Source organism: Paenactinomyces guangxiensis (assembly GCF_016055185.1).
Lineage (GTDB): Bacteria > Bacillota > Bacilli > Thermoactinomycetales > Thermoactinomycetaceae > Paenactinomyces > Paenactinomyces guangxiensis.
Map to the genome: position 1 here is coordinate 59553 of NZ_JAECVR010000002.1, position 13582 is coordinate 73134.

General features: G+C 46.7%; 12 protein-coding genes and 2 tRNA genes. 12 read left to right on the forward strand and 2 right to left on the reverse strand.

The window, feature by feature from the left end:
- Nucleotides 1-13 precede the first annotated feature (13 nt).
- From I8U27_RS03585 to I8U27_RS03595, 3 genes are all read left to right on the forward strand, one after another.
- The gene (locus I8U27_RS03585) at nucleotides 14-205 is read left to right on the forward strand and encodes a phage holin (protein WP_181750646.1); all 192 of its coding nucleotides are present in this window, start codon (nucleotides 14-16) and stop codon (nucleotides 203-205) included.
- 180 nt (nucleotides 206-385) lie between these two features.
- A tRNA-Pro gene (locus I8U27_RS03590) sits at nucleotides 386-462 on the forward strand.
- A gap of 34 nt (nucleotides 463-496) precedes the next feature.
- Nucleotides 497-573: transfer RNA gene (locus tag I8U27_RS03595), tRNA-Pro, on the forward strand.
- 155 nt (nucleotides 574-728) lie between these two features.
- Here the strand turns inward: I8U27_RS03595 and I8U27_RS03600 are convergent.
- Nucleotides 729-3347 carry a phosphoenolpyruvate synthase gene (locus tag I8U27_RS03600; RefSeq protein ID WP_181750647.1) on the reverse strand — a complete coding sequence of 873 codons (2619 nt, stop codon included), beginning with the start codon at nucleotides 3345-3347 and terminating at the stop codon, nucleotides 729-731.
- 198 nt (nucleotides 3348-3545) lie between these two features.
- Nucleotides 3546-4382: a Cof-type HAD-IIB family hydrolase gene (locus I8U27_RS03605; RefSeq protein ID WP_181750648.1), complete on the reverse strand. Its 837-nt coding sequence runs from the start codon at nucleotides 4380-4382 to the stop codon at nucleotides 3546-3548.
- 263 nt (nucleotides 4383-4645) lie between these two features.
- On the opposite strand from I8U27_RS03605, the gene I8U27_RS03610 reads away from it, so the two are divergent.
- The 9 genes from I8U27_RS03610 (at nucleotide 4646) to I8U27_RS03650 (ending at nucleotide 13568) form a co-directional block, all read left to right on the forward strand.
- Complete coding sequence (locus tag I8U27_RS03610; RefSeq protein ID WP_181750649.1) at nucleotides 4646-6349, forward strand: ABC-ATPase domain-containing protein; 1704 nt, start codon at nucleotides 4646-4648, stop codon at nucleotides 6347-6349.
- Nucleotides 6350-6362: 13 nt separating this feature from the next.
- Nucleotides 6363-6794 carry a ribonuclease HI gene (rnhA, locus tag I8U27_RS03615; protein WP_181750650.1) on the forward strand — a complete coding sequence of 144 codons (432 nt, stop codon included), beginning with the start codon at nucleotides 6363-6365 and terminating at the stop codon, nucleotides 6792-6794.
- 111 nt (nucleotides 6795-6905) lie between these two features.
- Nucleotides 6906-8051, forward strand: coding sequence for a tRNA epoxyqueuosine(34) reductase QueG (gene queG / locus I8U27_RS03620; protein ID WP_181750651.1), 1146 nt, complete (start codon nucleotides 6906-6908; stop codon nucleotides 8049-8051).
- 278 nt (nucleotides 8052-8329) lie between these two features.
- Nucleotides 8330-8863, forward strand: coding sequence for a methylated-DNA--[protein]-cysteine S-methyltransferase (locus I8U27_RS03625; protein WP_181750652.1), 534 nt, complete (start codon nucleotides 8330-8332; stop codon nucleotides 8861-8863).
- A 285-nt stretch (nucleotides 8864-9148) separates the two neighbouring features.
- The gene (locus I8U27_RS03630) at nucleotides 9149-10015 is read left to right on the forward strand and encodes a DUF6612 family protein (protein WP_181750653.1); all 867 of its coding nucleotides are present in this window, start codon (nucleotides 9149-9151) and stop codon (nucleotides 10013-10015) included.
- A gap of 145 nt (nucleotides 10016-10160) precedes the next feature.
- A complete protein-coding gene (locus I8U27_RS03635) occupies nucleotides 10161-11129 on the forward strand; it encodes an amidase domain-containing protein (protein ID WP_232345229.1) in 969 nt (322 codons plus the stop codon).
- 72 nt (nucleotides 11130-11201) lie between these two features.
- Nucleotides 11202-11666, forward strand: coding sequence for a tRNA (uridine(34)/cytosine(34)/5-carboxymethylaminomethyluridine(34)-2'-O)-methyltransferase TrmL (gene trmL, locus I8U27_RS03640; RefSeq protein ID WP_181750654.1), 465 nt, complete (start codon nucleotides 11202-11204; stop codon nucleotides 11664-11666).
- A 30-nt stretch (nucleotides 11667-11696) separates the two neighbouring features.
- A complete protein-coding gene (locus tag I8U27_RS03645; protein ID WP_181750655.1) occupies nucleotides 11697-12542 on the forward strand; it encodes an MTAP family purine nucleoside phosphorylase in 846 nt (281 codons plus the stop codon).
- A 288-nt stretch (nucleotides 12543-12830) separates the two neighbouring features.
- Nucleotides 12831-13568 carry an HAD family hydrolase gene (locus I8U27_RS03650; protein ID WP_232345230.1) on the forward strand — a complete coding sequence of 246 codons (738 nt, stop codon included), beginning with the start codon at nucleotides 12831-12833 and terminating at the stop codon, nucleotides 13566-13568.
- The last annotated feature ends 14 nt before the right edge of the window (nucleotides 13569-13582 follow it).

Here is a 13582-nt window from a genome sequence, read left to right on the forward strand (position 1 = left end):
GAGGGTGGATTGGATGAGCCGTTTCCGTAACTATGGTTTTTGGCTTTCCACAGCTGCGTTTGCAATGATGTTGCTCAAAGCGTTTGGCATGGACATCGGGAATGCGGAATACAATGAGTGGGTCAACTCGATTCTTGGTCTTCTCGTCATGCTCGGTATTATTAACAATCCTACCACCAAAAACAAAGGTTATTTGGACGATTAAACAGGGAACAGGTCCAAACAGACTGGGATGAAGCACTCATCCCTGTTTGTTTGCTAAAAGGCCGCCTGCCCGTGATATAACAGTAAATTTTCTCAATAAAATAGATACGCTATGTTGACATTCCCTGTGTTGCATGTTACATTATATCTTGTCGCTTAATCAGACTTAAAATGAAAAGATCGGGATGTGGCTCAGCTTGGTAGAGCACCTGGTTTGGGACCAGGGGGTCGCAGGTTCGAATCCTGTCATCCCGACCATTTTAGTGCAAAAACAGTATAAAAATAAGAATAACGGGATGTGGCTCAGCTTGGTAGAGCACCTGGTTTGGGACCAGGGGGTCGCAGGTTCAAATCCTGTCATCCCGACCACATAGATAAGACTGCCGACTGGTAAAATGGCCGGCAGTCTTTTTCTGTTCGGGGGATACGGGTCTCTAAAGAATACTATCAATCCTGTTCAGATTCCAACCAGACTTCCCATCACGTCTCAGGTTCGTTTGCACTCACGTAAATAGGAACAATGCTTATTTACTTTCTCCACTTAAAATCTCCACAAATCCCTGATTTCCATCAACGCGGATCATTTGTCCGTTTTTGATTTTCTGGGTGGCATCATCCACTCCCACCACGGCCGGGATTCCATACTCTCGAGCTACAACAGAACCGTGTGTCATCAATCCGCCAACCTCTGTAACCAATGCCTTGGCTGATTGAAACAAAGGAGTCCAACCGGGGTCGGTATGGGGAGCAACGAGAATTTCCCCTTCATTGAGATGGGCTTCTTCCGGTTTTAAAACGATCCGGGCTTTTCCTTCTACAATGCCTGCGGAAACCGGGCTTCCGACAAGAGCCCCTTCGGGAAATTTCTCTTTCCCGGCGGAGCCTGTTACAATCTCTCCTTCGCTCGTCATCAGTCTGGGTGGTTTCAATGCTTGGTGCCATTCATATTTTTCTTTCCGGCATGCAACAAATGAAGAGACATCTTGTTTAAACTCCCCTTTTAGAAGTTGAATCAACTCGTCAAGAGTGAAGAAAAAGACATCTTCTGCTTGCAGTAGAACCCCTTTGTTTACCAATTTGTCCGCTTCGGCCATAATGGCTTTTTTACATTCATCCAGTATCAATGTAAACAGATATTTGTGGTGTTCCCTCAGCCCGCCAAAATATCGGTATACCTCAATAAGGCGTTTGACCCGTTTAGACTTAAAACCATGATGTCCAACATGATCCATCATTCTCCGCGCAGCTTTCCGGGCTTCCTGTTCTCCATGTATAAATTTTTGCCGGTGTTCTCCCGGCTTCACACTGCGCATGTGTCCCAGGATGGCAGGAACCAGCTGGGTTGGTGTTTCACGCCAGCGAGGTCTTGTCAGGTCAATTTCTCCCGGACATCTCATTCCATATTTTGAGATAAAATCTTCAAAGGCTTGTTTAAATCTCTCTCCTCCGCTTACGTTTGCCAGCCCTTTATAGAAGGTCCGGTCACTCGCATGTTTCAGATATTCTTCCACTTCTGGCAATTCCCGAACCAGATCGGCCAAATCACCAATTTGCAGGCCCATTTCACTGGTGATATTACCAGGGAGGGATTTATTTAACTGGTGCAGTTCTTTATCATCACCCAGTAATCTTTTTAACAAGATGAATGAGATTGGGAAACAGACCGGGTAAGGAAAGAGATTCCGTGAAACATCCTTTCCTAAAATGCTTAATTCGTGTTGAATCGCTTCCAGACGCCTGGCTCCGTTTACCCTCTGCAAAGCTTCTCGAATTTCTGTCCACTTTTTCTGCATATAGCTTTCAACTTTGCTTTTCGCTAATTTCGGGTCACGTTTCCAAAGATTTCTCCATACCTCTTTGATGATTGGGGTCATAAATCGACGGGCTGACTTAACTAACCCCGGTTTAGGGGGAACTTGCCGAAACTCGGGCCGCTGAATGACTTCACTGATGGCGCGGCCGGTTGCTTCATCTATTAACTGGTGAACAACTCTGGGAAATATTTTTCTTCCCAGCTTGGTACGAAGCACTTCTGTAGGATCAATAAACAGACGTCCCCCTGCTTCTAAAAAAATATGTTTCGGAAAGACTGTTTGTAAGACGGAAATTCCCAGTGGTTTTATGGGATCTGTCATCATTTGTACATGACCGAATGAGAGCATGACACGAAGCGGTTCCCGGGGGATGGCGGGCAGAGGATACAGCGATGTGATCGGACGGCTTTGTACAACGAAGATCTTACCGTTCTCAATACAAAACTCTATATCTTGCGGAGAGCCAAAATGTTTCTCGATTCTTTTTCCCAGATCAGCCAAACCAAAAATCTGGCTGTCCGTTAAAGCTTGTTTGGTCTGTTGACTCGGAGGCAAATCTTTTTTCTGCGTACCTCCTTCAGTCAGTGAGAAAACCGCGACTTTCTTTTCCGATATGTTTTTATGAATGATTTGTCCGGCTTTCACTCTATATAAATCGGCTGACACCATTCCGGATACAATAGCTTCCCCCAGCCCGAAACTGGCATCGATGGAAACCACGTTGCGATTTCCATTTACAGGATCAGCGGTAAAAAGGATGCCTGAGATTTCCGGATTCACCATCCTTTGCACCACAACCGACAGGTAAACCTGACGATGGTCAAAGCCATTTTTGGAGCGATAGGAAATGGCACGATCTGTAAACAAAGACGCCCAGCATTTTTGAATATGTTGAAGCAGTTCTTCCTGCCCCTTTATGTTCAAATAGGTATCCTGCTGTCCGGCGAACGAAGCGGTAGGCAGATCTTCAGCCGTAGCACTGGAACGGACGGCATAAGCATAAGTTTTTCCGACCGATTCCCACGCATAAATCATTTCACTTTTCAACCGGGAGGGGATCTCTAATTGTTGTAAATGGGTCCGGATACGTTCTCCAACCTTTCGCAATTGATCTAAATCATTTGGATTCATTGCATTCAGTTCATCGAACAGAGAATCCATTTTAGGGCTTGTGGCAATAAAATCCTTATACGCGTATGTTGTCACACAGAATCCGCCGGGTACCGGAAAGCCGGCCTTACTCAGTTCACCCAGGTTTGCTCCTTTACCTCCGACAAAAGGAAGACTGGAACGGTCCACTTGATTAAAAAACAAAACATGTGAATGCATTTGCACATTTCTCCTCTCTATTCAACATTGAGAAGACTTGCTGTTATTATCTGCATGAAAGAAAGAACATTTATTTATCTGATATATAGTAAGTGCTTACTTTACAATGGATCGAGTTCATTCTAGCATATTTCTTTATGAATATAAAGTAAGTGGTACCTTTATTTTTTTCTCAATAAACACCCTGACCGGATATAGTCAGGGTGTTTTGGCACGGGAGAAGGGATGGATAAGATGATTGTGGATCAGGTGGGAAACCCCATCTGCATCATTGGAGGGAACAATTACCTTTGCCTGCTGCAAAACAGAGGGGTGAGCATTGGCCACTGCGGCTGATAGCCCCGCCCGGCTGAGCATGGACAAATCATTGCAATGATCGCCAATCGCTGCTGCTTTTTCAGGGACAAGGTGAAGCTTTTGCAGCAAGCGGGCTAACGCATTTCCCTTGGACGCCCCTGCAGGCAGAATTTCAAAGTAGTTGTCCGAGGAAGCGATAAAATCAACGGGGAGGTGGATGGTCCGGGACCATTCCTGCAACAGGTTTATTTCTTCCGGACCGCCTACAGCCACGATTTTGATACAAGGGGTGTCCGGGATTTGCTCAAAAGAAGGAATAACTTCCGGTTGAAAATCGTTTTGGTCTGCCCAGGCTTGTGTCTGCGGGCTGACTTTCCTGGCATAAACACGGTCAACCCCATAAGCAAACAGATCGACTGCAGATGGCATTTTTTGCTCCAGATCTTGCAAAACAGCCATCATCAAGTCTCTGGACATCGTATGGATCGGGAGCAGAGACTGGGTCGCCGGTTCGTATAAAATAGCCCCGTTACACAGAATGACAGGGAACAGAAGCTCCAGTTGGTCAATCATCCGTTTTGATTCCAAATAGTTGCGGCCGGTGGCTAAAGTGAAACATCCCCCCAGACGCCGGAAAAGAGAGATGCTTCGCAAATTTTCTTTTGAGATTTCATTCTTGCTGTTCAACAGTGTTCCGTCAATATCTGAAACCAGAAAAGGATATTGCAGAGAACTCATGGGGTGATCAGCTCCTTTATTAATAAAGCTAACTTATTTGCTTGAAAAAGTCATTGAGAAAAGGTTAAGTTTTAGAGGAGAGTGTACCAACAAAGCTCCTGGATGAGAAGGGATTTGGCGGAAACAAATAAAGGGGCCGCAAAAAGGTTCGTTAAACAAAAAGGGGTTGGGGAAATATGGATTATAACCGGTTAGATTGTGCAGAAATTGAATCACTGGTCTGCAGGACCTGATGCAAGAGAGAACGGAAAGGATAAAGCAAGATGGAGCGCTTAAGACAAATCTTAACACGTATTGACGGAAAAGGGTACAAAGCCTATAAGGATATCCAGGGAGAGTATCGCTTTCCGCAGTTTCAGCTGTTTATTGATTATGTACAGGGAGATCCCTTTGCCTTGCCGTCCCGTTTACGTGTACGAATGCCGCAAAACAGAGCGGGCTACCAGCCGGAATGGTACAGGCTCGCCCATCACAGAACCGCTCTGGAAGACTGGTTGACCCGAAAATGGGTGCAGAAGATTGATCAGCTCAGCCGCCGTGCCCGGGGAAGTGGTAAAAGCGGGCTTATCTCTGTAGACCGGCCCGGGCAGGAGATCCTGAAACGTACTTCAGTGGTTGTAAACGGCAACTTTGCGGAAGTTCGCCTAACAGTTGGATTGCCCGCCCAGGGGAGGAGAATTCTTGGACGCCAGGCACAGCAGATGCTGCTCAAGGATCTTCCGGAGTTGGTGGAACAATCTTTGCTCCTTACCGATTCAGACTGTGTTTCCGTGGAAAAAAGAATGAAGCTGGCAGATAACCAGCTGGCCATTCGCCAAGTAATGCGCGAACGCGGGTGGATTGCTTTTGTTGCGGATGGTTCTATTCTCCCGCGCGAGAGCGGCATTAGTGACCGCCCTCTGCAAACCAATGAAGTGGTGCGGTTTCAATCGCCGCCAACCTTACGGGAAACCGTTGCTGTTCCGCATGGCCCCGCGGTCACCGGGATGGCGATTCCGGATGGAATTACCCTGATTATCGGGGGCGGGTATCATGGAAAAAGCACTCTTTTGCACGCGATTGAAAGGGGTGTCTATGATCATATCGAACGGGACGGCCGCGAATATGTTCTCACTGATCCGGAGGCGGTGAAGATCCGGGCGGAAGATGGCCGGCGTGTCGAAAAAGTAAATATCTCTCCTTTTATCAATAACTTGCCGTTTGGGCGGGATACGAAAAGCTTTTCGACCGAAGATGCCAGCGGCAGTACTTCACAGGCTGCCAATATCATGGAGAATTTGGAGCTTGGCTGCTCTTGCCTTCTGATTGATGAAGATACAAGCGCAACCAACTTTATGATCCGCGACGCGCGCATGCAGGCGCTGGTCAGCAAAGGAAAAGAACCAATTACTCCTTTTATCGATAAGGTGAGGCAGTTATATGAGGAGAAAAATGTTTCCAGCATTCTTGTACTGGGAGGTTCAGGGGATTACTTTGATGTGGCAGATCGTGTCATTATGATGGATCATTACCTTCCTTACGATGTAACAGAGAAAGCGAAGCAGGTCGCCCGGGTTCACTCCCAGCGCAGGGAACCGGAAGGCGGAGATTATTTTGGTGAGATTACCCCCCGCCGTCCGTTGGCGAAAGGATTTGATGCCCAAAAAGGGAAAAAAGAGAAAGTGGATGCAAAAGGTTTACATACTATTTTGTTTGGAAGGGTCCAACTGGACTGCTCCGCGCTGGAACAGTTGACAGACCCGAGCCAGACCCGGGCAATCGCCCAGATGCTGCGCGAGTTGGGCAAAAGAGCCAATGGAGAGCGGACGTTGACACAACTGGTGGAGGACTTGTATTTGCAGATCGGAGAACATGGATTAGATATTATCTCCCCCTTTTATGGTCAGCATCCCGGAGACCTGGCCATGCCGAGAAAGTTTGAGTTGGCCGGAGCTTTAAACCGGCTGCGCTCGCTGGTTGTTAAATAGGGAGGGGAAAAGGGTGAAAGAGGTAATCATTTATACTGACGGGGCTTGTTCACACAACCCCGGCCCCGGAGGGTGGGCGGCTGTCCTGTTGTATGGCGGCCATCGCAAGGAAATATTCGGCGGCGAGAAAAGAACAACCAATAACCAGATGGAAATGACGGCAGTAATCGAGGCACTCAAAGCCTTAAAAGAGCCGTGCCATGTAAAGATTCACTCTGACAGTGCCTATATTGTCAATTGTTTTCAACAGAAATGGTACCAAAAATGGCAGAAGAACGGCTGGATGACATCAACGAAAAAACCGGTGGAAAATAAAGAGCTGTGGCAAGATCTGCTGGCGTTGACCAAAAAACACAAAGTTGAGTTTATAAAAGTGAAAGGGCACAGCGATGTAGAGCTTAACAATCGTTGTGATGAACTGGCCAGAGCGGCTGTCCCGAAATAATGGCGGAGTTGTACGTTTTGCAGACGGATAGATGTTATTCTATAACATATGTATATACTGATATGATATAATGATTTTACTGTCTTTCACAGAAAAATGGAGGTGATAGAAATGAGAGCAGAAGAATTAAAACAAAAATTGATCGCCAAAGCGAAGGAGATCGGCATTGATAAAATCGGCTTTACCACTGCCGACCCGTTTATTGAACTGCGGGAGCGCCTGATTGAGCAACAGGAAAAAGGATATCATTCCGGTTTTGAAGAGCCGGATATTGAAAAGAGGGTCAATCCCGAACGATCTCTGCCGGAAGCAAAAACGATCATCGCCATTGCCCTCGCCTATCCCTCCAAGCTGAAAAACCCTCCCCGTTCGGAGACAGGAGCTTACCGCGGCATCTTTTGCCGGGCTTCCTGGGGAGAAGATTATCACCATGTGTTAAGAGACAAACTGGCGCAGCTGGAAGCCTATCTGCATGAACTGGTTCCGGGTGTGAGAACCCAATCGATGGTGGATACGGGGGCGCTTTCTGACCGTGCTGTGGCTGAGCGTGCCGGGATTGGTTGGAGCGGCAAGAATACAGCTATCATCACCGAAGAATTTGGCTCCTGGGTTTATCTGGGGGAGATGATCACCGATGTTTATATTCCCTCAGACGAACCTGCCACCGATGGATGCGGGGGTTGCAATCGGTGTGTCGACGCTTGCCCGACCGGGGCACTGGTACAACCCGGCCAATTAAACGCCAAATCCTGTATCGCTTATCTCACCCAGACGAAAGGCTTTCTCCCGGATGAATACCGAACGAAAATCGGGAACAGGCTATACGGCTGTGACACTTGTCAAACGGTCTGTCCCAAAAACCGTAAGATTCACTTCGACCATCATCAGGAATTTCAACCGGACCCCGAAAAAGTGAAACCCCTTCTTAAACCGCTGCTTTCGATGTCAAACCGTGAGTTTAAGGAGAAGTTTGGCCGTATGTCCGGTTCCTGGCGGGGCAAGAAACCGATCCAACGCAATGCCATCATTGCCCTGGCACATTTCAACGATAAAACAGCTGTTCCTGATCTCATTGATCTCCTGCACCATGACCCCCGCCCTGTCATTCGCGGCACCGCTGCCTGGGCACTTGGCAAAATAGGGGGAGAGGAAGCCAAAAAGGCATTGGTTCAGGCAGAACAAAAAGAAACAGATAAAGAGGTTCAAACAGAAATTAAAAAGGCAATGGGGCCAGAAAAAAAATTAGTTCATCAATAGTGCAACAAAGGCGGTGGAATAACCGTCTTTTTTATATGGAGGTTATTGCGCCCTTTTTGTTAAAAGAAGAATGAAGTGAATCCAACCATTTTGTCCGCCTGAGACAGCCTTACGAACCAACCTGAAACGCAATTATCTCTTGCTGGAGATAAACCAAAGCTGAAGGAATGAGTTTCATGTTGAAATCGATTTATTTTAAGTCAAGGCCGGTTTACCCTCGCCAAAAAAATAAAAACGTTGTAAAATTAAATGAATTGCAGGTAGGGAGGGTTTCTTTCATGGCCCCGGCAACACAAACTGTCGTTTGGAGTCAGATGGACAGCCCCATTGGTCCGTTGACCCTGGCAATGACTCATCAAGGCTTGTGTCAACTCACATTCAATAAGAAGAGCGATCCGGTGCTAGGTCTCCAGCTATGGTCAAACCAGTGGTTCCGCAATCCAAAATTGGAGAGGAATGATTACCAGTTACTTCCGTACGTGCAGCAACTGGATGAGTATTTTCACCAGTCTAGACGGGAGTTTGATCTGCCTTTGGATTTATATGGAACACGCTTTCAAAAATTGGTCTGGAAGCAATTGCTGGAAATTCCTTATGGTGAAGTCCGTTCCTACAAAGAAGTCGCACGCGCGATTGGGGCTCCCAAAGCAGTGAGAGCTGTTGGAGGGGCTAATAACAAAAACCCGGTTTCCATCATTGTTCCTTGCCATCGCGTGATCGGGTCAAATGGTTCACTGGTTGGCTACGGAGGCGGACTTCATATTAAAGAGTATTTATTGACCTTAGAAGGCTGGTACCATCCGAAAGAATAGGGAACAGTATGGTGGACATGAAATGATAGAAATCAAGCTGATGTTCTATGGGAAGTAAGTGCGGATGTACAGGGATATGAATCAAGAAGGAACCGGTTTAGCCAACACTCCCCTCACCTTTAGGCACCTGACGGGGAGTGTTCATTTTAAAACAAATGCTTCAAAAAGTATTCCTTTTTTAAAATAAATTGAATAGATTTCACAAAATGTACTTATTTATAAAAATGCTAGATATGTTAAAATCATCAAGTAAAAGTCAATTTGAACGAAAAAAGGAGATCAAGAATGAACAAGCGTTTTTTTTCGATTGTCGCATTATTGGCAGTTTTTACTCTGATCTTTGCCGGGTGCAACAGCAAACCGGCAGCAAGCCCCTCTGATCAACCGGCAAAGGAAGAAGAGCTTTCTTTAGTCGATGTAATGACTAAGTCTGAAGAAGCTCTTTCCAAAGCAAAAGGGTTCAGCTATAAAGTAGAAGGCACCCAAAAAATTGGTACACCGGAAGCTTCCTTAACCACAGACATTGATATGAAAATGGACATGACCAATAATCCTCAGGCTATGTACGCAAAAGGAAAAGTAAAAGCCATGGGCCAGGAAGTCCCGTTGGAAATGTACATGGTTGATAATACGATCTATCAACAGGTGAACGGAACGTGGATGGAAATGAAAGGTGCCGGTTTGAACCAGACAGGTGTGAATACTGAGGAACCGAGCGCCGCAGTAAAAAAAGTAAAAGAACTCGTCCAAAAACTTGGAGGTACTCCCAAAGGGTTTACCATGAAAAAAGAAAACGGCAGTTATGTGGTTGCCATGGATGGTACTGCCGTTAAAGACAGCAAAGAAATGTTGGATGCCTTAGTGGAACAAATCAAAGGAACCCTTCAAGGTATGGACCAAGCTCAACAACTGAATGCTAAATTTGACCTCAATAAAATCAAAGTCGAAAGTTATAAAGAAACGATGTATATTGATGAGAAAACATTTGAGTTGAAAAGCGTGGACCACGAATCCAAGATTACAATGCCCGTTGAAGGTCAAAGCCTCATGATTGACCAAAAAATGAAAATGTCTGTCGAAGGCGCTTACGATGGTAAAATCGAAGTGCCCGATGAAGTGAAAGACAAAGTGTTAATCAGAAATTATAATTAGAAATTACGAATCGTAAATACAGAATCCAATACGGCTTTCGGCTGACGGCACCCTGGAAAGGCTGCCATCAGCCTTTTTGTATGCCGGCATGGTGCTACTTCCTCCAACCCAAACATAACCTTTGATAAGGAAAGGGGACGGTCTGATGAAAGACAAAGGTTATCGGGAAGTGGTACAAACCTGGCTCCGCCTGCAAAATCAATGCTGGATGGGTGGGGGTGATCAGGCTTTCTTTGACTATATAACTCCTGACTGTGAATCGGAACTGGAAGAGGAACTCTCACGCTGGCGGCACATCAAAAGTTTGCAGGAAGAACGAGGAATGATACCGGTTAAACGTGAAACCCGCCTTTTGTCGGTGAAAGAAAACAGGACTGGAAATCTCGCTGACGTCGCCGCGTTAATCTCCGTGCGAAATGTTTATTCCATTCAGGACAGATGTCTGGAAGAAGAAAAGGAGGAATGGGCTTACTTTCGCTTACAGACTGTTCGTGGCGGCTGGAAAATCTTTTCTTTGTCAATGGGTGAAAAGCCGCGGACAGGTGGACAAAACCAGATGATCACAGTTTCGCCCCGCCTCGATTCCCCCATGCAGACACGCTCCATTTCACAGCAGGGGTACAGGCGCGATCTCGCCGTCCGGTACGCCGATATTCACTGGAACAGCCCCAACCCGCAGTACCGCTATTTCTCCGAAGACAATTGTACAAACTTTATTTCCCAGTGTGTCCATGCCGGCGGAATCCCGATGGAGGTTTCCAATAATCCCGGGAAAGGCTGGTGGTATCAACGGAGAGGGGGAAGAGGAGATCGTTGGAGTTATAGTTGGACTGTTGCGCACAGCTTTTATTTGTACTTGAAGAGGCAGAGATCTGACGGACTGAGAGCCATCCAAATGGAAAGCCCCGAACAACTGGATCTGGGGGATGTAATTTGCTATGACTGGGAAGGAGACGGAAGGTGGAATCATAATGTGATCGTTACCCGTTTCGATCCCAATGGTGCCCCTTTAGTCAATGCCCATACAATCAACAGCCGCCATCGCTACTGGGAGTACAAGGATTCGTCGGCCTGGACCCCCCGGACGAAATATGCCTTTTTTCATATTTTGTAGACGAAAGTTGAGCAAAAGGGCCTCTTTTAGGTACAATAAGAGAGAAGTTGCTCAGGTAGAAGGGATGAAGCCGTGTCGATTCATATAGTGCTTGTGGAACCCGAAATCCCGCAAAATACCGGCAATATCGCCCGTACTTGCGCAGTGACGGGGGCCAGCTTACATTTGGTTCGTCCGCTTGGTTTTGAAATTGATGATGCCAGGCTGAAGCGGGCCGGTTTAGACTACTGGCATGAATTAAATATTTATTATCATGATTCCTTTGCCCAGTTAAAAGAGAAATTTCCGGACGGGCGATTTTTTTGTGCCACGACCAAAGCGGACAAATCGTACACAGATTTTCGCTACCGGGGAGGCGACTTTTTTGTTTTTGGAAAAGAGACGAAAGGCCTGGCTCGGGAGATCCTGGATCAGCACCGGGAAAGCCTGATCCGCATTCCCATGCGGCCGGTGACCCGTTCACTCAACCTTTCAAACTCAGTCGCAATTGTCGCCTATGAAGCGCTGCGGCAAATGGATTTTCCAAGCCTTGTTTAAATGACAACGCAGTGAGGAGGGAATCATAAAATGGTATCCATCCCGCAAGTGGATTATGCAATTATTGGAGGTTCCAGCACGTTTTCCATCCGTTTCCCGGAAGATTTAGGCAGGGAAGATACCGAGGTGCTGGAAAAAGGGTTGGTGTTTGAAACACCTTACGGAGAAAGCCCTAGCTTTAAACGGATTCGTGTCGGGGATAAAGAAGTTCTCACCTGCCGCATGCACGGCTGGCGCCCGGGAGTGGTTACCAGGGGCCAGGCGTCCAAACAAATTTTCTGGGTATTTCAACAGGCAGGGGTAAAGAAAATTTTTGTCGAGGGCGGAGTTGGTGCGATCAACCATCTGCTGGAGTTGCGGGACATTGTGATCCCCGATGATTATATCGACCATTCCATGCGTCAAGATGTCGGATTTGACAGTCCTTATCTGTTAGTGATGCGTGATCCGATTTGTCCGAACCAGCGGGATGCCCTGTACCATGCTGCGAAGGAAAGAGTTTCCCCGGAAGGCAGATATGTGTTTAAGAGGGGCATCTATGTCAATACAGACGGGCGCCACTTTGAAAGCCGGGCCGAGGTACAAATGTTTCGCGGCTGGCATGCAGATGTAGTCGGACAGAGCATTACCCCGGAAGTCTACCTCGCACGCGAAATCGGAGCCTGCTATGCGGGGATTTATATGGTAGTCAACTATGCGGAGGGAATCATCCGCGATTGGGAGCACAAAGATCTTAAAGATATTTTCTACAATGAATCGAAAACCATTGGACATATTTTGCTGGACAGCTTGTATCAGATTGACGCCAGCCAGGAAACATGTCCTTGCCTGTCGCTGAGAAAAGAAACTCTTTTGCAAAATTATTTCACTGAGTAAAACAATAGAGTTTTTAATGATTAGCCGTATATCCCGGGGATGAAAGTTTAACCATGTGAAATCTGGGAAGCGACCTTTTGGCGACCAACCGAGCGGAAAAAAACAGAACAAGGGAAAAAGCGAGGCAATTCTTCCTTGAATTTGCTTCCCGGCCTAATGCCTGCGCCCCTTGTGCAGTTTTTGGAACGGCCATCTCTGTTTCCTTGCAGGGGCGCCAATCGGGAGCGAGACAGAATTCTGCCTTCCCCCTTAGTTACACACACTTTCACAGAAAAGAGGGGAACGAGGTTGATTAAAGCCTGTTTATTTGATTTAGATGGAACGTTGCTGCCATTGGATACAGATCAGTTTGTGGAAACCTATTTGAAAGCCTTAGCCCCTTATGTAGCTCACATTATACCGCCGGACAAGCTGGTTCCGGCAATCTGGAAAGCGACTATGGCCATGATTGAGAGCAATGACGGGAACTTGACCAATGAACAAGTATTTGAACAGGAATTTTTAAGGCTTACCGGACTAAAGAGAGAAGAGATCTGGCCGGCTTTTGACCGGTTTTACGAAATAGAGTTCCCAAAGTTGCGGGACTACGCAGGACATAATCCGGCGGCTCGTCAAGCAGTGCAGGCCGCTCTTGATCAAGGGTATAAAGTAGCGGTCGCCACCAATCCTGTCTTCCCGAAAACCGCTATTTTAGAGCGGATGCGCTGGGCCGGCGTTGATGACCTTCCTTTTGAATGGGTGACTGTTTATGAAGAAACCCATTATTGCAAACCGCGGCCGGAATATTACCTTGAAGTGGCGGAATATCTGAGTGTAAAGCCGCAAGAATGTGTTATGGTAGGGAATGATATGCAGGAAGATATGGTGGCTTCCACCGTGGGGATGAATACCTTTTATCTCACAGAGTATCGGATTGACCGGGGTAAACCTGTATATCCTGTCGATCAAGAAGGAAGCCTGTCCGACCTGATAGATTTGATCTGCAAAGGTAGAGGATTTTTTGAGAAAAAATCAATAGTCAAGTAGAAACATAAATAAAA

Excerpts from the sequence above, each read along its gene's own strand:
- I8U27_RS03585 (WP_181750646.1), top strand. The coding sequence starts at position 14 with ATGAGCCGTTTCCGTAACTATGGTTTTTGGCTTTCCACAGCTGCGTTT.
- I8U27_RS03600 (WP_181750647.1), bottom strand. The coding sequence starts at position 3,347 with ATGCATTCACATGTTTTGTTTTTTAATCAAGTGGACCGTTCCAGTCTT.
- I8U27_RS03605 (WP_181750648.1), bottom strand. The coding sequence starts at position 4,382 with ATGAGTTCTCTGCAATATCCTTTTCTGGTTTCAGATATTGACGGAACA.
- I8U27_RS03610 (WP_181750649.1), top strand. The coding sequence starts at position 4,646 with ATGGAGCGCTTAAGACAAATCTTAACACGTATTGACGGAAAAGGGTAC.
- queG (WP_181750651.1), top strand. The coding sequence starts at position 6,906 with ATGAGAGCAGAAGAATTAAAACAAAAATTGATCGCCAAAGCGAAGGAG.
- I8U27_RS03625 (WP_181750652.1), top strand. The coding sequence starts at position 8,330 with ATGGCCCCGGCAACACAAACTGTCGTTTGGAGTCAGATGGACAGCCCC.
- I8U27_RS03630 (WP_181750653.1), top strand. The coding sequence starts at position 9,149 with ATGAACAAGCGTTTTTTTTCGATTGTCGCATTATTGGCAGTTTTTACT.
- I8U27_RS03635 (WP_232345229.1), top strand. The coding sequence starts at position 10,161 with ATGAAAGACAAAGGTTATCGGGAAGTGGTACAAACCTGGCTCCGCCTG.
- I8U27_RS03645 (WP_181750655.1), top strand. The coding sequence starts at position 11,697 with ATGGTATCCATCCCGCAAGTGGATTATGCAATTATTGGAGGTTCCAGC.